We start from the raw sequence: 19,469 nt of genomic DNA, 5'->3' as shown, positions 1-19,469 counted from the left end.
CTCGCCTCATGCCCGCTCAGTGCCCCGCCACCGCGGCCGGCGCGTCGATGAGCGCCACCGTCTCGCGGCCGTGGCGGTCGCTGACCGCCACGCGCCCATGCAACAAGCCGCGCTCGTCCCAGTGGCGATAGCGGGCCCGGATCGCCGCCAACACACGCTGTCCACGCGCCACCGCACGCTCGCGCGCCCCCGGCACCCGCGACGAATAGGTAAAGTGCACCAGCACCGGCAATGCCAGTCCGCGCCGCAGATTCAAGCCGGTAAAGATCTTGACGCCGACATCCAGATCGGCCGTGCCCTCTTCCACCGTATCGAGATGGGCGTGGTAGTACTGGTTGCGCAGTTGCAGCGGCGGCAGCGCATCGCCCACGCAGACAAAGTGCTCATCGTGGCCCACGACGGCGTAGCGCCCGCCGTGGTGCTCGATGACGAACTCGATTTGCGACAGGTTGGCCTCCAGCCAGATCTGCGCCAGCCGCGCCAACCCGTCGTCGCCGGGCATGCGGCCCAGCACCCCGCCAAGCTCGCGCACGTGCGCGGCCACGGCTTCGTGCAGGTGCCGGCGCGCGTCCGCCGCGGCCATCCCCAGCGTCTCCCGGTACAGGGTGGCGGCGTCCAAAAAACGGTCGGCATGCAGCTGCCCGCGCGCATCGGGCAGGTGAATGCGGATCGCGTCGAGGTCGGTGTCCACGCCGATGAGCATGACCAGCGGCGCTGCCCCGTCCCCAAAGGTGTTGTCCACCGCGACGCGCAGCGCCTGCAGCCGCTCGATGGCGCCCGCCACCGCACGCGCATCGTCGCTGCCGTGCGCGGCACACCCCTCGTGCCGGGGCTGCGACGAGCAAAAGTGGTAGATGGCCACCTTGAGGTAGTCCAGCGTCTGCCCCTCGTCCATCAGGCCGCTGAGGCGCTCCAGCTCGCGCTGGGTCCAGTCCTGCACGTCCAGCTCGACGTCGAACAGCGCGCCTGCGTAGGCCTTGACGACCACCGCCTCGGCGGGCACGGTGCGCAGCACGAACGGCAGCACCCCCTGCAGGCGTCCGTCGGCGCAGGGGCTGACATCGAGCGTGTGCACGCCACACGCGCGCAGAACCTGCGGCTGCACCGGCAGCCGGCTGCGCCAGGGCGCGCCGTCCTGCTCCGCCAGGGCCACGCAGCGGCGGATGGTTTCGAACATCGCGTGCGCGTGCAGCGCCGCCATGTCCACCCCGGCAACCCAGGCGTTTTCCAAGGCCGACAGCGGCCATTCAAAATCCAGCCGCTGCTGCGCCAGCGCCTGCGCGCGCTCGACAAAGTCGCGCTCGTGCTGCCACGCCGAAAGGGTGCGCAGCACATCCTCGATGGCGTCGAACCGCCCACGCACCGTCTGCTCGTAAGCGTGCAACGCGGCGTTGAGGGCCACATCGGTCAGCGCATGGCGGCAGCTGCGCCCGGCGCCCGGCACACAGGCCGGGTTGGGCAGCGGCGCCTGCGCTTGCGGCACCACGCGCGCCGCGGGGGCGTGCAGGCCGTGGCGCGGCAGCGTGGCGCGCGCGGCGCGCTGCAGGGCGAGTTGCCGTTTACGCGTGTCCATGGTCGACCCTTAGCCGCGCGCCCCACCCGAGACGGTCACCACCGCACCGCGCGGCGTATTGCCGCTGCTGCCGGTGATGGGACTCAGGGGCACCTCGTCACGCTCCAGCGCACGCAGGTGGCGCGCCTGCGCCCCCAGCGGACGCGGCATACCCCGCTGCGTTGGGTTGCGCACAGCGGCGGATGCGCCTTCGGTACCGGTCACGCGCCGCTCGCTGCCCCAGGCATCACCGGTGATGCGCACCGAGCGCGGGGCCGCGCCCTCTCCGGTTACACGCTCGGCCGGCGCCAGCGCCGGGGCGCTGGCGGCCGCCCCGAGCCAGGGTACGCCGGTTGCAGCCGGCCCGTGGCGAAACTCGGGCGTGCCGGTGATCAACCCCTGCGCTTTCATGCCCGGGCCGGTCACGCGCTGCGACGTCTCGTCCGCGCCCGCACTGCCGGTGATGCGCTGGCGCCGCTCCCACGCCTGGCGCGCGGGCGGCTGCACGCTGAAGTCGCGCGGCGCCGGCGGGGCCTCGGTGGCGGCCAGTTCCGGATAGCGCGTGAGCCAACGGCCGCTGAGCGTGCAGCCGCCGCTCAAATTGTCGGGCCCAAGGTAGGGCGTGCCGGTCACGGGCTCACACGCGCCGCGCTCGTCACCCGTGATGCGGCCACCACCCGCGCCCGGGCTGTCACCGCTGACGGTGGCCAAGGCAAAACCCGCGGGCATGCGCTCAGCCGGTGCCGCGCTGGCCTGCGCCGCGAGCGCCACCGCCGCGCCGTCGGCGCTCGGCGCTTCGGCCTGCGCCGCGTGCACCGGGGCGCAGGCCCGGCGCGAGGCGGTACCGGCGCGCAAGCCGGCTTCTCCACCGCTGGACAACGCATATTGCGTGCCCGAAATCGGGCGCTGGGCGCCCGCTTCGTTGCCCGTAACCTTGGGGCTGCGCGCCACCGGTGTGCCGGTGACGGGGTTGTCGCCGCGCGACGACATCACGCTCACCTTGTGCGGCGCGCGTGGCGCCACCTGCTCGCACAGGGCCACGTCTTCCGCCGCCAAATAGCGCGTGCCGGTGATGCCGCGGCAGGCGCCGGTTTCGTTGCCGGTGACCTTGCTGTTGAGCCCGGCGTGGCTGCCGGTGACGCTGCGCCCACGCTCGGTGTGCGTGACCACGACCTTGGGTGGTGCGGGCTGCGGTTTGGCGGCGCACCAGGCCTCAAACTGCTCCTGACCAATGTATTCCGTCCCCGTCACCTGACGACAGGTGCCGGCCTCCATCCCTGTGACCTTGGCGCTGCGCTCTACCTGGGTGCCGCTGACACGCTGGCCCGACAGGGTGTGCCCGGACTCGGTGTGCGCGGCATCGCGCAGCGCAGCCGAGGGCCGCACGCGGCCCGAAGGCCGCGCGCTGCTGGCCGGGTGGGTCGAAGCCGCCAGCGCAGCGCGACCGCTGAGCGCCAACAGCATGCGGCGCTGCATGGCCAGCTGACGGCCGGTAGCCCCCTTTTGCAACGCCTCGCGCCAGTCGCGGTCGGGCATGGTGGTGGCCAAGCGCGCGGCCTGCGCCACGCGCGCCAACCCGCCTTTGCCGTCGCGCGCCATGGCCGCACGGCGTGCCTGGGCCAAGGCGCGCCCGGTGGGGGGGGCCACACGTGGCGCCTCGCCGCTGCGGGCCAACGCGGCCGCGCTGGCGGGTGCGGCAGCCTCGGCCTGTGCCGCCGCCAGCATGCGCGCCACGCCGTCTTCGGCCGGTGGACGCTGGCAACCACCGGTGCCGCCGCAGCCGCAGCCGCAGCCGCAACCCGCCGTCGCCGCCGCAGGCGCAGCGTCGGCCTGCGGGCTGCGCACGCGCGCCACCGTACTGCGCAGATTGGCCAGTGCGCCACGCCCCTGTTGGGCCAGCGCTTGGCGCCGCTGCCGCGCCAACTCACGCCCCGAAAGGGCAGCCTTTACCACGGTCCCGTCCATGGGGGACTCCTTCTGAAGCGAACGGTCGATCACTGGATGGGCTGCGGCCCCTTGCAGAGCCCGCGCCCGCAAACGCATCAGCGGTAGACGACGAACGTCAAACCCTGGCTTTGCGCGTAGTTGTCGTAAGCCACGAAGCGCACCATGTGGTTCGGAAATTCGCGGTGGCAGGCCTCGATCTCGGCCAGCACGGTATCGACCGACTGCTCACCAAACAGCGGCAGCTTCCACATGTACCAGTAGCTCTGCTTGGCCGGTGTGCCACGTTCGGTGTGCTCCACCGCCGGGTTCCAGCCCTGCGCCAAGGCGTAGGCGATTTGACGGCGCACCTGCTCCGGCGTCATCTGCGGCAGGTAGGAAAAGGTTTCGTGCTTGAGGGACTGCTTGTAGGCTTGCATGATGGATCTCCTGACTGCGGTCGGTTCGCGGGGCGACGGTCACTTGTGCTGCACGTCGAGCTTGTCGACGACGTCGAACTCGAACTTGATTTCCTTCCAGGTCTCCATCGCGATCTTGAGTTCGGGCGAGTGCTGCGCCGCCGCTGTCAGGATTTCCTTGCCTTCCTTCTCGACCTGGCGCCCTTCGTTGCGCGCCTGCACACAGGCCTCCAGCGCCACGCGGTTGGCGTGCGCGCCCGCGGCGTTGCCCCAGGGGTGGCCGAGTGTGCCGCCGCCGAACTGAAACACGGCGTCGTCACCAAAGATCGCCAGCAGCGCCGGCATGTGCCACACGTGGATGCCGCCCGAGGCCACGGCAAACGCGCCGGGCATCGAGCCCCAGTCCTGGTCGAAAAAGATGCCGCGGCTTCGGTCCTCCGGCACGAACGACTCGCGCAGCAGGTCCACCCAACCCAGGGTGGCCTGGCGATCGCCCTCGAGCTTGCCCACCACGGTGCCGGTGTGCAGGTGGTCACCGCCCATGAGGCGCAGCACCTTGGTCAGGACGCGGAAGTGGATGCCGTGGTAGGGGTTGCGGTCGATGACCGCATGCATCGCGCGGTGCACGTGCAGCAGCATGCCGTTTTCGCGGCACCAGTTGGCCAGACCGGTGTGGGCGCAAAAGCCACCGGTGAGGTAGTCGTGCATGATGATGGGCGCGCCGATCGATTTGGCGTACTCGGCGCGCTTGTACATCTCCTCCGGCGTGGGGGCGGTGACGTTGAGGTAGTGCCCCTTGCGCTCGCCGGTCTCGGCCTCGGCCTTGAGGATGGCCTCCATCACAAAGTCGAAACGCTGCTTCCAGCGCATGAAGGGCTGGCTGTTGACGTTTTCATCATCCTTGGTGAAGTCCAGCCCGCCGCGCAGCGCCTCGTACACCGCGCGGCCATAGTTCTTGGCCGACAAGCCCAGCTTGGGTTTGATGGTGCAGCCCAGCAGCGGACGGCCGTATTTGTTCATCAAATCGCGCTCGACCTGAATGCCGTTGGGCGGGCCGCCGCAGGTTTTGACGTAGGCGATCGGGAAGCGCACGTCTTCCAGCCGCAGCGAGCGCACGGCCTTGAAGCCAAACACGTTGCCCACCAGCGAGGTGAACACGTTGACCACCGAGCCTTCCTCGAACAAATCGATCGGGTAGGCGATGAAGGCATAAAACGCCGTGTCGTCGCCGGGCACGTCTTCGATGCGGTAGGCGCGGCCTTTGTAGTAGTCCAGGTCGGTCAACAAGTCGGTCCACACCGTGGTCCAGGTCCCGGTGGACGATTCGGCGGCCACCGCGGCGGCCGCCTCTTCGCGATCCACGCCAGGCTGTGGCACGATCTTGAACACCGCCAACAGGTCGGTGTCCAGCGGGGTGTAATCGGGCATCCAGTACGTCTGGCGGTACTCTTTGACGCCGGCGTTGTAGGTTTTGACGGCCATGCTCACTCCTCGGAAGTCTCGGGGCGGTTACTGCAAACCCGTGGTTGGGGGCTGGGGTGGATCGTAGGCGGACGCTCTATTTATGAAAAGTAAAATATTCAAACGGTTTTGTTTTATTGGAATAAACTCTTGAACCCGCGCCACCTCACCCTGCACCAACTGCGCATCTTTCTGGCCGTGGCGCAGCACGGCAGCTTCGCGCGCGCGGCCGAAGCGCTGCACCTCGCACCGCCCACCTTGTCGCTGCAGGTCAAGCAACTGGCCGACACCGTGGGCCAGCCGTTGGTGGAGCAGATTGGCCGCCGTATCTACCTGACCGCCGCCGGCCAGGCGCTGGCGCAGGCCGCCGCCGACGTCGATGAACGGCTGCGGCGCCTGGCCGAAGACGTGGCTGCGCTGCGCGGGATCGAAAAAGGCAGCGTGCGCCTGGCCATCCTGACCACGGTGAAATACGTCGTGCCCAAGCTGCTGGGCAGCTTTGCCGCCGCCCACCCCGGCATCGAGGTGGCCATGGTGGTGGGCAACCGCGGCGCCCTGCTGCAGCGGCTGGCCGCCAATCAGGACGACCTCTACATCCTGGGCCAGCCGCCCGACGACTGGGACGTGGTGTGCGAGCCGTTTGCCGACAACCCGCTGGTGCTGGTGGCCCCGCCCGGCCACCCCCTGGCACGCGAGCGCGCCATCGACCCGCGCCGCCTGGCGGGCGAACCCTTCATCCTGCGCGAGCCGGGCAGCGGCACCCGCGCCACGATGCAGCGTTTTTTCGACGCCCTGGGCGTGCCGCTGCGCGCCCGGCTCGAGGTGGGCAGCAACGAGGCCATCAAACAGACCGTGGCGGGCGGGCTGGGCCTGGCGGTGCTGTCCGCGCACACGGTGGGCGCGGAACTGGCGCTGGGCGAGCTGGTGCAACTGGACGTGCAGGGTTTTCCGCTGTTGCGCCAGTGGCACATCGTCTACCCGCGCGGCAAGCGGCTCTCACCGGCGGCGGCAGCCTTCAAAGACTGGCTGTTTGCGCATCGGGATCCGGCGGTGGCACCGGCGGCGCATCCGGTGCCTGCAGCCGCTCGGCGCGCACGCGGTCGATCCGCCGCCCCTGCATCGACAGCACGGTCAGGCGCCACCCCTCCACCGCCACCGCATCCCCCGGCTTGAGCAGGCGTCCGGCCACCGTCTGCATCAACCCGGCCAGCGTGCCATACAGGTCGCGCTCCTCGTCGGGCAGGGCCCCGATGTCGAGCCGGCTCTTGAGTTCATGCGCCGGCATGCTGCCATCCAGCAGCCACGATCCGTCCGGCTGCGGCGTGGCCCAGGCGTCGTGCGGCTCGTCGGACGAGAGCTCACCCGTGATCGCCTCCAGCAGGTCCAGCGGTGTCAGCAAGCCCTGCACCTCGCCGTATTCGTCGACCACGAACACCATGCGCATCGCGCGCGCACGAAATTGCTCGAGCAGGTCCAACCCGGACAGCGTTTCGGGCACGAACACCGCCGGTTGCACGTCGCGCACCCAATCGTGTTCCCGCCCCCCCTTTTCGTCGAGCGCGATCAGGCGCGACAGGTGGATCACCCCGAGCACATCGTCCAGCCCTCCGCGGCAGACCGGGTACCAGGAATGCCCGCCGTGCCGGGCGTTGATCAACACCTCGCCCAAGGGGCGTTCGGCATCGAGCCAGACGATCTCGGCGCGCGGCACCATCAGGCTGCCGAGCTGCCGGTCGTCCAGCGCCAAGACGTTGCCCACCATGCGGTGTTCGCCGCGCTCGATCACGCCCGAACGCACCCCGTGGGCGAGCTGGGCCTGGATTTCCTCCACCGTCACCTCGTGCCGCGGCAGCGGCGGGATGCCCAGCAAGCGCAACAAAGCGTTGGTGGACAATGCCAGCAGCGCCACCGCCGGCTTGGCCACCTTGGCCAGCGCCAGCAGCGGCCGCGCCATCCAGCGCGCGATCGCCTCCGGGGCTGTCTGGCCGATGCGTTTGGCCACCAGCTCGCCGATCACGATCGTGACATAGGTCACCGCCACGACCACCGCCGTGGTCGCTAACGCGTGCGCCCACCCCGCGGGCAGCCCCACGCCCTGCAGGGCAGCGGCCAACCCGTCACCAAAGGCGCCCTCGCCCACGATGCCGTTGAGCAGGGCCACCGTGGTGTTGCCCATTTGGATGGTGGAAAAAAACAGCGTCGGGTTGTCCTGCAGCCACAGCGCGGCCCGCGCGCCGTGGTCGCCGTCGCTGGCCATCGCCTCCAGGCGCACGCGGCGGCTGGAGACGACGGCGATCTCGGTCATCGAAAACAGGCCGCTGAGCAGCGTCAGCAGCAGGATGAGCAGCACGTCCATAATGTTGTGCAATGGCACTGTACCTGATTGGCGATGTGCAAGGGTGTGACGAGGCCCTGCAACGGCTGTTGGCCGAGCTGGGGTTTTCCCCCAGCCGCGACCGCTTCATCGTGCTGGGCGACCTGGTCAACCGGGGGCCGGCGTCGCTGGCGGCGCTGCGCCGTGTCATGCGCTTCGACGGCGCGGGCGACACCCTGCTGGGCAACCACGACCTGCACCTGCTGGCCGTGGCGGCCGGCGTGCGCCCCCCGCACCGCAGCGACACCCTCGACGAGATCCTGAACGCCCCCGACCGCGACGCGCTGCTCGATTGGCTGGCGCAGCGGCCGCTGGCGCTGCACGAGCGCGGCTGGCTGCTCGTGCACGCTGGCGTGCTGCCCGCCTGGAGCGTGGAGCAGACGCTGGCGCTGGCGGCCGAAGTGCAGCACGTCCTGCGCAGCCCGCAGCGCCACGCCTGGCTGCAGCAGATGTACGGCAACGACCCCAACGCCTGGCGCGCGGACCTGCAGGGGCCGGCGCGGCTGCGCGTGATCGTCAATGCGCTGACGCGGCTGCGGTTTTGCACGCCGGAAGGGGTGATGGAATTTGCCACCAAAGACAGCGCCGCCGACGACCCGCCGGGCTACGTGCCGTGGTTCGACGTGCCCCAGCGTCAAACGGCGGGCACGCCAGTGGCCTTTGGTCACTGGTCGACGCTGGGCCCGCTGCGCCGCGCCGACCTGCTCGCGCTCGACACGGGTTGCATCTGGGGCGGGCAGCTCAGCGCGGCGTGCCTGCCCGATGCGCCCGTGACCGATGCCCGGCGCGTGGAGGTCATCCGGCTGCCGTGTCCGCAGGCTCGGGCGCCGCTTCGGGGGCTTTGAGCGCCGGCAGTGGCGCGCGCAGCAACGCCGCCACCTTGCGCCGCGGGCGAATGTAGGCGGACAGGCCCTTGGGCGCGGGCGCCTTGGCAGCCTTTTCCCACTCGGGTGTCGCCTCCGGCGGCAACGCCGGTTCGTACGGCCGGTCGTAGAGCGGGTCTGCCGCGCGCCGGTCCGCGCCGCTGCCGCGTGGCGCCCGTGGCGCGCGCGCAACGGGCGCGGCCGGTGCAGCCGCTGCCTCAGCGCCTGCACCGCTTTGCCACAGCCGCTGCCCATCGTTGATGCGCCCGGGGCGCGCGCGCGGTGCGCGCTCGTCTTCGATCTCCAACGGCTCGACCTCGGCTTTGCGGCCGATCAGCTTTTCGATCTCCGCCAGGGAACGCGCGTCGCGCCCGCTGACGAAGGAAATGGCCAGCCCGGACGCGCCAGCCCGCCCGGTGCGGCCGATGCGGTGCACGTAGTCCTCGGCGTTGAACGGAATGTCCACGTTGAACACCGCCGGCACGTCCTTGATGTCCAGCCCGCGCGCGGCCACATCGGTGCAGACCAGCAAATCGACCTGCCCCTGCTTGAACGCGTCGAGCGCCTTGAGGCGCTCATCCTGGCTTTTGTCGCCATGCAGCGCCGCCACGCGAAAGCCATCGCGCTCCAGCGCGCGGGCCAGCCGCGCGCAGCCCAGTTTGCTGTTGACGAACACGAAGGCCTGCGTCACACCGTGCGCGCGCACCAGCTGCTTGAGGGCCTGGCGCTTGTCGTCCTCCTCCACGCGGAAGAAGCGCTGCTCCACCGTGGACGCGGTGGTGTTGGCCCGCGCCACCTCGATGACCACGGGATCTTGCAAATAGCTGGCCGCCAGCCGCTTGATCTCGGGCGAAAAGGTGGCGGAAAACAGCAGCGTCGTGCGCTGCTTGGGCAGGTAGGACAGGATGCGCTGCAGGTCGGGCAAAAAGCCGATGTCGAGCATGCGGTCCGCCTCGTCGAGCACCACGTACTCGACCTGGTTGAGCACCGCGGTCTTGGCCTCGATGTGGTCCAGCAGGCGCCCGGGCGTGGCCACCAGGACCTCGACGCCCTTGCGCAGCTCTTCGACCTGCGGCTTCATGTCCATGCCGCCAAAGACGACCGCGCTGCGCAGCGGCGTGTACTTGGCGTAGAGCTTGATCTGCTGCGCGACCTGGTCGGCCAGTTCGCGCGTGGGCAGCAGCACCAGCGCGCGCACGGGGTGGCGCGCGGGCGACGTGGAGGTGTTGGCGTGGCGCAGCAGGCGCTGCAACAACGGCAGCGAAAACGCCGCCGTCTTGCCGGTGCCGGTCTGCGCCGCGCCCATCACGTCGCGCCCTTGCAGCACGACCGGGATGGCCTGCGCCTGGATGGGCGTCATCGTCTCGTAGCCCATCTCGGCCACGGCCCGGGCCAGCGGTTCGGCCAGATTCAGTTCGGAAAAAGCTTGACTCATGTGGCGCTATTGTCGCACCGCAGCACGAAAGACGCCACCCACAAACGACGCAGGGGCCCATCGGCCCCTGCATCCGCCCCTCGTGCGCCCGGCACCAAGGCCACGGCAGCGCAGCCGTCAGGCGTACGACGGCGCCGGATCGCTGGTCGGGCGGCCCTGGAAATCGGTCCAACAGCGACGCGTGAAATCGTAGAGCTTGCAGCGGCGCGCGGTGTCGAAGTACCAGCGCCAGCTAAAGCGCTGGATGATGATGCGCCCGGGCAGCATGTCCTCCAGCTTCTTTTGCGCCTGCTTGAGCTTGTACAGCGGCACGCTCATGTCCACGTGGTGGGCGGTGTGCTCCATGATGTGGTGCATCAGCGCGCCGATCTTGAACGGAAACTCCAGATGCACGGTGGTGGAGACGAACGGCGCGGCCTTGGCCCAAGCCACCTTGTCATCGTGCCACTGCACGGCCGGGTGGGTGTGGTGCACGTACACCACGAAGCCGATCATCGCGTTCCAGAACACGAACGGCACGACAAAGCCCATGAGCACCTGCAGCCACACCGACTGCCCGGTGGCCAGCGCCGCCGCCACCATGCCGCCGATCCACAACAGCCCCACCGCCAGCACAAACACGCCGTCCCAGAAGAACTCGGGCCGGCGCGTGCCCATGTAGGTCTTGCGCGGGAAGAACATGCGCAACCACCACATCTCGATGAAGTAGTACAGCGCCGGCCCCCAGCCGCTGCGGTAGATGCGCTCGAGCAGGCGCCGCCCCGGCGGGAGCGCGTCGAACTCCGCCTTGGTCAGCGGCGCCCACACGAAGTCCACCCCTTTGAGGTTGGTGTAGCCGTGGTGCACCACGTTGTGCCCCACCTCCCACAAGCTGTAGGGGGTCAGCGAGGGGATCATCGCGATGCGGCCCAGCACCTTGTTCAGGCCCCGGTGCGGCATGTAGCTTTGGTGGCAGGCGTCGTGACCGATGATGAACAGCCGCCCGATCGTAAAGCCCGCCGCCAGGGCGCACAGCAGCTTGGCCCACCACGCCTCGAAGGCGATGGTGCCGGCGATCAGCGCGGCAAAAATGGCCCCATCGAGCACCAGCAGGGCGATGGCGATGGCGGTGCGCCGCTCACCCAGCGGCGTGATCCAGCTGCGGATGACCTTGCGGTGGGGCAGCGGCTGCCCCGGCGGGATGGGTTGCGACGCCTCGGGCGCGGAAACGGTTTCGGTGACAGACATAACGGCACGCAAGAAAGGCACAACGGAAGCCAAACCGGCGCGAGTATGCCCGATCATGCCCAAGCCCGCTTGCGTTCCATCAAACGAAACGCACCACGCCCCCGCCACTGTTGCCTCTACCACACAGACAGCGGCCGTTTTATAATGCACGGCTTTGCTGGCAACATCCACCAACCGCTTTTAGGAATTCGACACACCATGGCAACCAAATCCAAGAAGTCGCCGCGCCTGGCCTCTGGCCGCAAGCGCGCGCGCCAAGACGTCAAGCTCAACGCGCACAACAGCTCGCTGCGCTCGCGCTACCGCACCGCCATCAAGAAAGTGGAAAAGGCCGTTGCCGCCGGCGACAAGGCCAAGGCCACCGAACTCTTTGCCCAAATGCAGTCGATCGTCGACTCGATCGCGGACAAGGGCATCTTCCACAAGAACAAGGCGGCCCGCGACAAGAGCCGCCTGTCGGCCAAGGTCAAGGCTCTGGCCGCCGCGTCCGCCTGACGGACACCTCCCCCGCCCGGACGTTGCTGGCCGCCAGCCAGCGACCGTCTGCCTTGGAACGGGTGCGCTGCCAGCAAAGCCACCCCCACGCCGCCGCGGCACCCGCCCCGGCGGCGTTTTTACGTGCGGCACCGCCATGGACCCACCCAGCCGGTGGCCACGCCGTTGCACCGCAGCGGCGCGTTGACGCCCACACGCGGGGAGCGGTCACGAGCGCGGCGGATCGGGCAGCAAACAGGCTTCGGTGACGACGAGGTCGTTGTCGCGCGCAAACCCCAGCACGAAGTTCCACGCCCGCTCGTCGTAGTCGCGCAACGCGCGGTTGACGACGACGCACTTGATACCGTTGACCACGGTCGGGATGACCCAAGGGGAGTAGCCCAGGTGCGCGCCGTGCCCTTGCGCCGCCTGGGGATGGAAAGGCCGCATCACGCCCGCCAGCCGCTCCGCCCAGTCGCTGGGACGAAACGTGCGGCCACTGTGCGTGACTCCCTGAATGAAGATTTCTTGGGCGTTGGGCGTGACCATCGCACGAATGAATGGGCCGCGGCCGGTGGGCGCACGGCGGCGTGATGGGGGGCAACCACCCCGGCAAACGGGGCGACGGTGACGCTGGGGATCGCCCAGCGCACGCGGCAGTATTATATCTTATATAAGACTTCACCCCTGACCGCGCGCGCGAGCACGGCCCGGCGTGGCCCTAGAATCCACCCATTGCCGCCCGGCCCGGGCACCCACGAACGCAACGCCATGAGCCACCCATCCGCCACCCCTCCCACCGAGCCGCACGTGATGCCAACCTACGCGCGCGTGCCGATCATGCTGTCCCACGGCCGCGGCTGCCGTGTCTGGGACGTCGATGGGCGCGAATACCTCGACGCGCTGGCGGGCATCGCGGTCAACACGCTGGGTCACGCCCACCCGCGCCTGGTCAAAGCGTTGCAGGAACAGGTGGGCCGCCTGATCCACGTCAGCAACTACTACCACCACCCCTGGACCGAGCCCTTGGCCGCGGCCCTGTGCGAGCGCAGCGGACTGGACAACGTTTTTTTCTGCTCCAGCGGGCTAGAAGCCAACGAGGCCGCCCTCAAGCTCGCACGCAAGTTCGGCCACGACAAGGGCATCGCCCGCCCGGAAATCGTCGTCTACGAGCGCGCCTTCCACGGCCGCTCCATCGCCACCCTGTCCGCGACAGGTAACCCCAAGGTGCAGGCAGGCTTTGAGCCTCTGGTGGACGGCTTCATCCGCGTGCCCATCAACGACCTGGAGGCGCTGCGCCGCGCCACCGCCGGCAACCCCAACGTGGTGGCGGTCTTTTTCGAGGCCATCCAGGGCGAAGGCGGCGTGCACCCGCTGGATGCCGACTACATCGCCGGCGTGCGCGCCCTGTGCGACGCGCACGACTGGCTGCTCATGATCGACGAGGTGCAGTGCGGCATGGGCCGCACCGGCAAGTGGTTTGCCCACCAGTGGGCCAACATCCGCCCCGACGTCATGCCGCTGGCCAAAGGGCTGGGCTCGGGCGTGCCCGTGGGCGCGGTCGTGGCCGGCCCCCGCGCCGCGCGCCTGTTCCAGCCGGGCAATCACGGCACCACCTTTGGCGGCAACCCCTTGGCCATGCGCGCCGGGCTGGAGACCATCCGCATCATGGAAGACGAGGGCCTGCTGGCCAACGCCGCCACCCAAGGCGAGCACCTGCTGACCCAGCTGTGGGCCGAGCTGCATGGCCTGCCCGGCGTGCGCGAGGTGCGCGGCAAGGGCCTCATGATCGGCATCGAGCTCGACCGCCCCTGCGGCGACCTGGTGCTGCGCTGCGCACGGGCCGGTTTGTTGCTGTCGGTGACGGCCGAGCGCGTCATCCGACTGGTGCCGCCGCTGATCCTGTCGCGCGCCGAAGCCGACGAAATCATCGCCAAACTGGTGCCGCAGGTGCGGGCCTTCCTGGACGAGACCCACGCATGAAACACTACCTGCAATTCAAGGACCTCAGCGCCGAGGAATACGCCTACCTGTTCCAGCGCGCCGACTTCATCAAGCGCAAGTTCAAGGCAGTCGAAAAATACCAGCCGTTTGCCGACCCCGACCGCACCCTGGCCATGATTTTCGAGAAGGCCAGCACGCGCACGCGCGTCAGCTTCGAGGCCGGCATGTACCAGATGGGCGGCTCGGTGGTGCACCTGACCACCGGCGACAGCCAACTCGGGCGCAGCGAGCCCATCGAAGACACCGCGCGCGTCATCAGCCGCATGGTGGACCTGGTGATGATCCGCACCTTCGAGCAAAGCAAAATCGAGCGTTTTGCCGCGCACTCGCGCGTGCCGGTCATCAACGGTCTGACCAACGAATTTCACCCCTGCCAGATCCTGGCCGACCTGTTTACGTGGCTGGAATACCGCGGCCGGCGTGCCGACGGCACGCTCGACGTCGGTGCCCTGCGCGGCATCACCGTGGCCTGGGTGGGCGACGGCAACAACATGGCCAACACCTGGCTGCAGGCGGCGCAGTTGCTGGGGTTTCGCCTGCACATCAGCACCCCGCGCGGCTACGAGGTCGATCCCGCCGTCGCCGGTGTGCCGCGCGCCGACTTCTGGCGCGTGTTCGACGACCCGATGGATGCCTGCCGCGGCGCGGACCTGGTCACCACCGACGTCTGGACCAGCATGGGCTACGAAGCCGAAAACGAAGCGCGCAAACAGGCGTTTGCCGCCTGGTGCGTGACGCCCGCGATGATGGCCCAGGCCAAGCCCGACGCCCTGTTCATGCACTGCTTGCCCGCGCACCGCGGCGAGGAAGTCACCGCCGAGGTCATCGACGGCCCCCAGTCCGTCGTCTGGGACGAAGCCGAAAACCGCATGCATGTGCAAAAAGCGTTGATGGAATACCTGCTGCTGGGCAGACTATGATCCATGCGGTTTCGAGCGCAGCGGCCAAACCGCATGCATGTGCAAAAAGCGTTGATGGAATACCTGCTGCTGGGCAGACTATGACCCATGCGGTTTCGAGCGCAGCGGCCAAACCGCATGCATGTGCAAAAAGCGTTGATGGAATACCTGCTGCTGGGCAGACTATGACCCATGCGGTTTCGAGCGCAGCGGCCAAACCGCATGCATGTGCAAAAAGCGTTGATGGAATACCTGCTGCTGGGCAGACTATGACCCATGCGGTTTCGAGCGCAGCGGCCAAACCGCATGCATGTGCAAAAAGCGTTGATGGAATACCTGCTGCTGGGCCGTATGGGCTGACACCCCGAGGATGAACGAGTGCCAGCGCTGCGGCGCGTGCTGCGCCGCCTTCCGTGTCGATTTTTCCGTGTACGAAACCCAAGCCTGCGGCGGCACCGTGCCCGATGGGCTGGTGGTGGACGTCGCGGGCGCAACCGTGCGCATGCGCGGCACCGACCACTGGCCACCACGCTGCGCGGCGCTCACCGGCGCCATCGGCCGCCAGGTAGCCTGCGGCATCTACGAGTGGCGCCCGGCCCCGTGCCGGGAGTTCGAAGCCGGCAGCGACGCCTGCGCGCGCGCCCGCGCCCGCCACGGCTTGGCGCCGCTGTAGCGGGCCGCCGCGCTACCCCCGCCGCAGCACCTGCTCGATGCGTCGGCACAGCGTGCGCAGCACCTCGATGCGTGACCACAGCTTGTCGTCCGACGCCACGATGTGCCATGGCGCCACCCGGGTCGAGGTGCGATCCACCATGTCCTGCACCGCGCGCTCGTAGGCGGGCCACTTTTCCCGGTTGCGCCAATCCTCGGGGGTGATCTTGAACTGCTTGTGCGGTGTCGTCTCGCGCTCGCGAAAGCGCCGAAGCTGCTCCTCAGGCGTGATGGCCAGCCAGAACTTGACGATGATCACGCCCGCCTCGGCCAGCTCCTCCTCGTAGGCATTGATCTCGCCGTAAGCGCGCATCCAGTCCGACTCGGTGCAAAAGCCCTCGACGCGTTCCACCAGCACCCGCCCGTACCACGAGCGATCGAAGATCACCGCGCGCCCATGCGGGGGGATGTAGCGCCAAAAACGCCACAGATACGGCTGCGCGCGCTCGTTCTCGTTGGGGGCGGCCACCGGCACCACCCGGTAGTAGCGCGCGTCCCAGGCCCCCGTCAGGCGCCGGATGGTGCTGCCCTTGCCTGCCGCGTCCATCCCCTCGAACACCACCACCAGCGCGCGCTGGCGCATGCGCGGATCACGGCTGAGCAGGTTGAGCCGGCCCTGCCAGCGCTCCAGCAGCCGGTCGTAGCGTTCGCGCGACAGCTGCCGGCTGTAGTCGAGCGCGCGCAGCACGGTTAGGTCATCGGCCAAACCGGTGTGGAGGGCGCTGGCGGGCACCGGGCTGGGCGGTGGCACGCTCGCCTTGCTGTGCCGCAACACCGACAGCAGATGCCGTCCGGCCGTCAGGTTCCGGTAGGCCTCATCGCTGCCTTCGATCACGATCCAGGGCGCCTCGCCCAAGCTGGTCTTGCGCAGCGCCTCGTCGCTGGCCTCGATGAAATCATCGTAGCGCTTCAGATGCGCCTTTTCGCGCGGGCCGATGCGCCAGGCCGTGCGCGGGTCGCTGGACAGCGCCTTCAGGCGCGCCTTGGCCGCGCGGTAGGACAGGTGAAACCAGAACTTGACCAGCACCACCCCTTCGGCGGTGAGCATGCGCTCGAACTGCCGAATGCGCTCCAAGCGGTGTGCAAAATGGTCGCGGCTGTCGCGCCCCTCGACGCGCGCCAGGATCGGGTCGGTGTACCACGACCCGAACAAAATCCCGATATGCCCCTTGGGCGGCAGCACCTGCCAAAAGCGCCACAGCTCCGGCCGGCGCCGGTCTTCGTCGGTCATGGCGTCAAACGCCTCGGTGCGGATGTGCCGCGGATCCATCCAGGCGTTGAGCGTGTTGACTGTCTCGCTGCGCCCGGCGCCATCGACGCCGTTGATCAGGATCACGATGGCGCGGTCGGCGCTCTTGAGCAGCGCATACTGCGCCTCCAGCAGCGCGGCGCGCAGCGCGGGCACCTCCGCCTTGTAGGTGGCGCGGTCGATGCGGTGACCGATTTCCGCCGAAGCAAACATAAGGGCTCCTCCTCTGCCGTGGTCAGGCCGCATCATGACACACACGCACGCCGTGTGAAACGCTTATAATGGCGGTCTTTGCTGGCAAAGCCCCGTCTGCCGTGATCACCTTGACGATGGGGAACCCCTGCCAGGCGCGCCGGCGATGGGTCTGATCTTCCCCGCGTGCGGCACCTGGTGCATTTTCGGAAACCATTGGCCAATGACCACCATCCGCGTTAAAGACAACGAACCGTTCGACGTCGCCCTGCGCCGCTTCAAGCGCACGATCGAAAAGCTGGGCCTGCTCAACGAGCTGCGTGCCCGCGAGTTCTACGAAAAACCCACCGCCGAGCGCAAGCGCAAGAAGGCTGCTGCCATCAAGCGCCACCTCAAGCGGGTGCGCTCGCAGCAGTTGCCGCAGCGCCTGTACTGAGCGCCGTCAGCGCATCGGGGTGCCCCAGGGCCCCGCACCCCGATGACGTTACCGCCCGCGCGCCGGTGACACCAACAGCCCGCCCGAGGACGCTCTGGCGGGCTTTGTCGTTTCTCGATCCACCCTCTCACCGCAGAAAGTTCCCATGGCACTCAAGGACCGCATCACCGACGACATGAAGGCCGCCATGCGCGCCAAGGACAGCGCCCGCCTCGGGGCCATCCGGCTGTTGTTGGCCGCCATCAAACAGCGCGAAGTGGACGAGCGCATCACCCTGGACGATGCGGGCGTGATCGCGGTGGTGGACAAACTGCTCAAACAACGGCGCGACGCCATCGCCGCCTACGAGCAGGCCGGCCGCACCGACTTGGCCGACAAGGAACGTGCCGAAGCCGCCGTCCTCGAGGCCTACCTGCCCGCCCGCCTCGACGCGCAGGCGGTCAACGAAGCGGTGCAGGCCATCGTGGCCCGCCTGGCCAGCGAATGGGGACGCGCGCCCACGCCGGCCGACATGGGCAAACTCATGGCCGCGGCCAAGGCCGAGCTCAGCGGCCGCGCCGACATGGCCCAGGTGTCTGCCGCGGTTAAGGCCGCCATCGCCCCCTGAGCCCCGCCCCCCGCGCGGCATGACGACCGCCCTGGTGCCACCGCTGGCCGCCTGCGCCCCCGTGGGCGTGTTCGACTCCGGGGTGGGCGGCCTGTCGGTGCTGCTCGAAATCCGCTGCCAGCTCCCCGCTGAGCGGCTTATTTACGTCGCCGATTCGGGCCACGCCCCCTACGGCGACAAACCGCCCGCCTACGTGCAGGCGCGCGCCGAGCACATTCTGGCGCAGTTGCGGCGCGCCGGCTGCAAGGCGGTGGTCGTCGCCTGCAACACGGTCACCGGCCTGTCGATCCAGGCCCTGCGCGAGCGCCACCCGGATTGGCCCATCGTCGCCATCGAGCCCGCCGTCAAACCCGCGGTGGCCCTGACCCGCAGCGGCATCGTCGGCGTGCTGGCCACGCGCAACACGGTGGCCAGCCCAGGATTGGCCCGCCTGATCGCAGCGCACGCCGCCGGCGTGCGCGTGCTGCCGCAGGCCTGCCCGGGCTGGGTGGAACGCGTCGAGCGCGGTGAACTCGACGGCCCCGAGACCGAAGCCGCCGTCGCGCAGCAGGTGCGACCGCTGTTGGCCGTGGGGGCCGACGTGCTCGTGCTGGGCTGCACGCACTACCCGTTTTTGCGCCCGGTCATCGAACGCGTGGCCGGCCCCAGCGTCATCGTGCTCGATCCCGCCCCCGCCGTCGCGCGCGAGCTGGCGCGCCGGCTCGCGCAGGCGGGCCTGGCGGCGCCGGGCCCCGCCCCGGGTGACGTCGCCTTTTGGACCAGCGGCGACTTGGCACAAACCCAGCGCGTGATCGCGCTGCTGTGGGGGCAGGCCGTGCAGCCCCAACGCTTACCCGATGACCCGGCGTGACCGCCATCCCCACCTTGGGTACCATGGAACTGCTCTTTCTCGCGCTGGCGCTGGGCGCCGGCCTGCAAATCGCCAAAGTTCGTGAACAGCAGCGGCGCATCCAACTGCTGGGCCGCTACCTGCAGCCGTACCGCATCGAACGCCTGATGGAAACCCTGTTGGACGGCTACCTGCGCGCCTTGGACGAGGACGACCCCAGCCGGCGCGAGCAAATCTGGAACATGCTGGCCAGCGCCGAAACCGAACTGCGCGACCAGGTGCGCCAGCTCGCCGCCGACGTCGAGTCGGTATGGCCTGACGATGCCCTGGTCAGCACCCTGCCCATCGCGCTGCCGCACGCGCACAAGCTGTTTCCGCGCGCCACCTTCGACCTGCGCCGCGCCCTGGCCCTGCACGCTGCCGGCATCGACACCGTCGTCACCAACCAGGCCGCGCGGTCTGCGCGCGACAAAGCCTACATGCTCAGCGCCGAGATGTTGCTGCTGCAACACACCTGCCACTGGTTCTGCCGCTCGCGCACCGTGGCCAACGCCCGCCTGCGCGCCCGCCACCACACCACCCACGCCCAAGTCCTGCAAGCGGTGTCGCCGCAAACGCGCGAGGCGTACCGGCGGTTGGTGGGACGCTAGAGCAGCCGCCGACACCCGCCCTTGCATCGGTTCGGGCGGGCATAGGGATAGGGGCGGTCAGTATGCCTGACCGAGCCCCTCCCACACCACCCGGCATGCGGGTCCGCACCGGGCGGTTCGAGAAGTTGAGGTCATGAGAGTCGGGGTAGGCCAAGTTGGTCGAA

Annotated in this window: 18 protein-coding genes and 1 pseudogene; 10 read left to right on the top strand and 9 right to left on the bottom strand. The window is 68.9% G+C overall.

Annotation, left to right across the window (positions count from 1 at the left end):
* Positions 1-16: 16 nt before the first annotated feature.
* The 4 genes from Tther_RS06095 to Tther_RS06080 all read right to left on the bottom strand — a co-directional run bounded on the left by Tther_RS06095 (position 17) and on the right by Tther_RS06080 (position 5,376).
* Complete coding sequence (locus Tther_RS06095; RefSeq protein ID WP_143901965.1) at positions 17-1,573, bottom strand: carboxysome shell carbonic anhydrase; 1,557 nt, start codon at positions 1,571-1,573, stop codon at positions 17-19.
* A gap of 9 nt (positions 1,574-1,582) precedes the next feature.
* Entirely contained in the window at positions 1,583-3,517 is a 1,935-nt protein-coding gene (locus Tther_RS06090; RefSeq protein WP_185975017.1) for an alpha-carboxysome scaffolding protein CsoS2, read from the bottom strand.
* Between the two features lie 77 nt (positions 3,518-3,594).
* Positions 3,595-3,915: a ribulose bisphosphate carboxylase small subunit gene (locus Tther_RS06085; protein WP_143901961.1), complete on the bottom strand. Its 321-nt coding sequence runs from the start codon at positions 3,913-3,915 to the stop codon at positions 3,595-3,597.
* A 39-nt stretch (positions 3,916-3,954) separates the two neighbouring features.
* Positions 3,955-5,376 (bottom strand): form I ribulose bisphosphate carboxylase large subunit, encoded by a 1,422-nt coding sequence (locus Tther_RS06080; RefSeq protein WP_143901960.1) that lies wholly within the window; start codon positions 5,374-5,376, stop codon positions 3,955-3,957.
* 108 nt (positions 5,377-5,484) lie between these two features.
* Between Tther_RS06080 and Tther_RS13470 the strand changes: the two are divergent.
* Positions 5,485-6,330, top strand: a pseudogene (locus Tther_RS13470) (LysR family transcriptional regulator); the annotation flags it as partial.
* 40 nt (positions 6,331-6,370) lie between these two features.
* Here Tther_RS13470 and Tther_RS06070 read toward each other — a convergent pair.
* Entirely contained in the window at positions 6,371-7,711 is a 1,341-nt protein-coding gene (locus tag Tther_RS06070) for a hemolysin family protein (protein ID WP_143901956.1), read from the bottom strand.
* 11 nt (positions 7,712-7,722) lie between these two features.
* Between Tther_RS06070 and Tther_RS06065 the strand changes: the two genes are divergently transcribed.
* Positions 7,723-8,574, top strand: coding sequence for a symmetrical bis(5'-nucleosyl)-tetraphosphatase (locus Tther_RS06065; protein ID WP_143901954.1), 852 nt, complete (start codon positions 7,723-7,725; stop codon positions 8,572-8,574).
* Here Tther_RS06065 and Tther_RS06060 read toward each other — a convergent pair.
* Positions 8,525-10,027, bottom strand: coding sequence for a DEAD/DEAH box helicase (locus Tther_RS06060; RefSeq protein WP_143901952.1), 1,503 nt, complete (start codon positions 10,025-10,027; stop codon positions 8,525-8,527). The two genes, Tther_RS06065 and Tther_RS06060, sit on opposite strands and share 50 nt — an antisense overlap.
* Before the next feature lie 117 nt (positions 10,028-10,144).
* Entirely contained in the window at positions 10,145-11,254 is a 1,110-nt protein-coding gene (locus Tther_RS06055; protein ID WP_143901950.1) for a fatty acid desaturase, read from the bottom strand.
* 198 nt (positions 11,255-11,452) lie between these two features.
* Between Tther_RS06055 and rpsT the strand changes: the two genes are divergently transcribed.
* Positions 11,453-11,749 (top strand): 30S ribosomal protein S20, encoded by a 297-nt coding sequence (rpsT, locus tag Tther_RS06050; RefSeq protein ID WP_143901948.1) that lies wholly within the window; start codon positions 11,453-11,455, stop codon positions 11,747-11,749.
* A 207-nt stretch (positions 11,750-11,956) separates the two neighbouring features.
* On the opposite strand, the gene Tther_RS06045 is transcribed toward rpsT, so the two are convergent.
* On the bottom strand, positions 11,957-12,277 hold the full coding sequence (locus tag Tther_RS06045; RefSeq protein WP_143901946.1) for a DUF3579 domain-containing protein: 321 nt from the start codon (positions 12,275-12,277) through the stop codon (positions 11,957-11,959).
* 222 nt (positions 12,278-12,499) lie between these two features.
* On the opposite strand from Tther_RS06045, the gene Tther_RS06040 reads away from it, so the two are divergent.
* The 3 genes from Tther_RS06040 (at position 12,500) to Tther_RS06030 (ending at position 15,304) form a co-directional block, all read left to right on the top strand.
* Complete coding sequence (locus Tther_RS06040) at positions 12,500-13,711, top strand: aspartate aminotransferase family protein (protein WP_143901944.1); 1,212 nt, start codon at positions 12,500-12,502, stop codon at positions 13,709-13,711.
* On the top strand, positions 13,708-14,652 hold the full coding sequence (gene argF, locus Tther_RS06035) for an ornithine carbamoyltransferase (protein WP_143901942.1): 945 nt from the start codon (positions 13,708-13,710) through the stop codon (positions 14,650-14,652). The genes Tther_RS06040 and argF overlap by 4 nt, the downstream gene beginning before the upstream one ends.
* 349 nt (positions 14,653-15,001) lie before the next feature.
* Positions 15,002-15,304 carry a YkgJ family cysteine cluster protein gene (locus Tther_RS06030; RefSeq protein WP_143901940.1) on the top strand — a complete coding sequence of 101 codons (303 nt, stop codon included), beginning with the start codon at positions 15,002-15,004 and terminating at the stop codon, positions 15,302-15,304.
* A gap of 12 nt (positions 15,305-15,316) precedes the next feature.
* Here Tther_RS06030 and pap read toward each other — a convergent pair whose 3' ends face one another.
* Positions 15,317-16,804: a polyphosphate:AMP phosphotransferase gene (gene pap / locus Tther_RS06025; RefSeq protein WP_143901938.1), complete on the bottom strand. Its 1,488-nt coding sequence runs from the start codon at positions 16,802-16,804 to the stop codon at positions 15,317-15,319.
* A 202-nt stretch (positions 16,805-17,006) separates the two neighbouring features.
* Between pap and rpsU the strand changes: the two genes are divergently transcribed.
* From rpsU to Tther_RS06005, 4 genes are all read left to right on the top strand, one after another.
* On the top strand, positions 17,007-17,219 hold the full coding sequence (rpsU, locus tag Tther_RS06020; protein WP_143901936.1) for a 30S ribosomal protein S21: 213 nt from the start codon (positions 17,007-17,009) through the stop codon (positions 17,217-17,219).
* 145 nt (positions 17,220-17,364) lie between these two features.
* The gene (locus tag Tther_RS06015; protein ID WP_143901933.1) at positions 17,365-17,826 is read left to right on the top strand and encodes a GatB/YqeY domain-containing protein; all 462 of its coding nucleotides are present in this window, start codon (positions 17,365-17,367) and stop codon (positions 17,824-17,826) included.
* Between the two features lie 19 nt (positions 17,827-17,845).
* On the top strand, positions 17,846-18,676 hold the full coding sequence (murI, locus tag Tther_RS06010) for a glutamate racemase (RefSeq protein ID WP_246098935.1): 831 nt from the start codon (positions 17,846-17,848) through the stop codon (positions 18,674-18,676).
* Positions 18,677-18,699: 23 nt separating this feature from the next.
* On the top strand, positions 18,700-19,305 hold the full coding sequence (locus Tther_RS06005; RefSeq protein ID WP_143901931.1) for a hypothetical protein: 606 nt from the start codon (positions 18,700-18,702) through the stop codon (positions 19,303-19,305).
* Positions 19,306-19,469 lie beyond the last annotated feature (164 nt).

Source organism: Tepidimonas thermarum, assembly GCF_007556705.1.
Classification (GTDB): domain Bacteria; phylum Pseudomonadota; class Gammaproteobacteria; order Burkholderiales; family Burkholderiaceae_C; genus Tepidimonas; species Tepidimonas thermarum.
This window is presented reverse-complemented; position numbering and strand designations above follow the sequence as displayed.

Excerpts from the sequence above, each read along its gene's own strand:
- Tther_RS06030 (WP_143901940.1), top strand. The coding sequence starts at position 15,002 with ATGAACGAGTGCCAGCGCTGCGGCGCGTGCTGCGCCGCCTTCCGTGTC.
- Tther_RS06080 (WP_143901960.1), bottom strand. The coding sequence starts at position 5,376 with ATGGCCGTCAAAACCTACAACGCCGGCGTCAAAGAGTACCGCCAGACG.
- rpsU (WP_143901936.1), top strand. The coding sequence starts at position 17,007 with ATGACCACCATCCGCGTTAAAGACAACGAACCGTTCGACGTCGCCCTG.
- Tther_RS06095 (WP_143901965.1), bottom strand. The coding sequence starts at position 1,573 with ATGGACACGCGTAAACGGCAACTCGCCCTGCAGCGCGCCGCGCGCGCC.
- rpsT (WP_143901948.1), top strand. The coding sequence starts at position 11,453 with ATGGCAACCAAATCCAAGAAGTCGCCGCGCCTGGCCTCTGGCCGCAAG.
- Tther_RS06070 (WP_143901956.1), bottom strand. The coding sequence starts at position 7,711 with ATGGACGTGCTGCTCATCCTGCTGCTGACGCTGCTCAGCGGCCTGTTT.
- Tther_RS06090 (WP_185975017.1), bottom strand. The coding sequence starts at position 3,517 with ATGGACGGGACCGTGGTAAAGGCTGCCCTTTCGGGGCGTGAGTTGGCG.
- murI (WP_246098935.1), top strand. The coding sequence starts at position 17,846 with ATGACGACCGCCCTGGTGCCACCGCTGGCCGCCTGCGCCCCCGTGGGC.
- Tther_RS06005 (WP_143901931.1), top strand. The coding sequence starts at position 18,700 with ATGGAACTGCTCTTTCTCGCGCTGGCGCTGGGCGCCGGCCTGCAAATC.
- Tther_RS06065 (WP_143901954.1), top strand. The coding sequence starts at position 7,723 with ATGGCACTGTACCTGATTGGCGATGTGCAAGGGTGTGACGAGGCCCTG.
- Tther_RS06015 (WP_143901933.1), top strand. The coding sequence starts at position 17,365 with ATGGCACTCAAGGACCGCATCACCGACGACATGAAGGCCGCCATGCGC.
- pap (WP_143901938.1), bottom strand. The coding sequence starts at position 16,804 with ATGTTTGCTTCGGCGGAAATCGGTCACCGCATCGACCGCGCCACCTAC.
- Tther_RS06040 (WP_143901944.1), top strand. The coding sequence starts at position 12,500 with ATGAGCCACCCATCCGCCACCCCTCCCACCGAGCCGCACGTGATGCCA.
- Tther_RS06045 (WP_143901946.1), bottom strand. The coding sequence starts at position 12,277 with ATGGTCACGCCCAACGCCCAAGAAATCTTCATTCAGGGAGTCACGCAC.
- Tther_RS06055 (WP_143901950.1), bottom strand. The coding sequence starts at position 11,254 with ATGTCTGTCACCGAAACCGTTTCCGCGCCCGAGGCGTCGCAACCCATC.
- argF (WP_143901942.1), top strand. The coding sequence starts at position 13,708 with ATGAAACACTACCTGCAATTCAAGGACCTCAGCGCCGAGGAATACGCC.
- Tther_RS06060 (WP_143901952.1), bottom strand. The coding sequence starts at position 10,027 with ATGAGTCAAGCTTTTTCCGAACTGAATCTGGCCGAACCGCTGGCCCGG.
- Tther_RS06085 (WP_143901961.1), bottom strand. The coding sequence starts at position 3,915 with ATGCAAGCCTACAAGCAGTCCCTCAAGCACGAAACCTTTTCCTACCTG.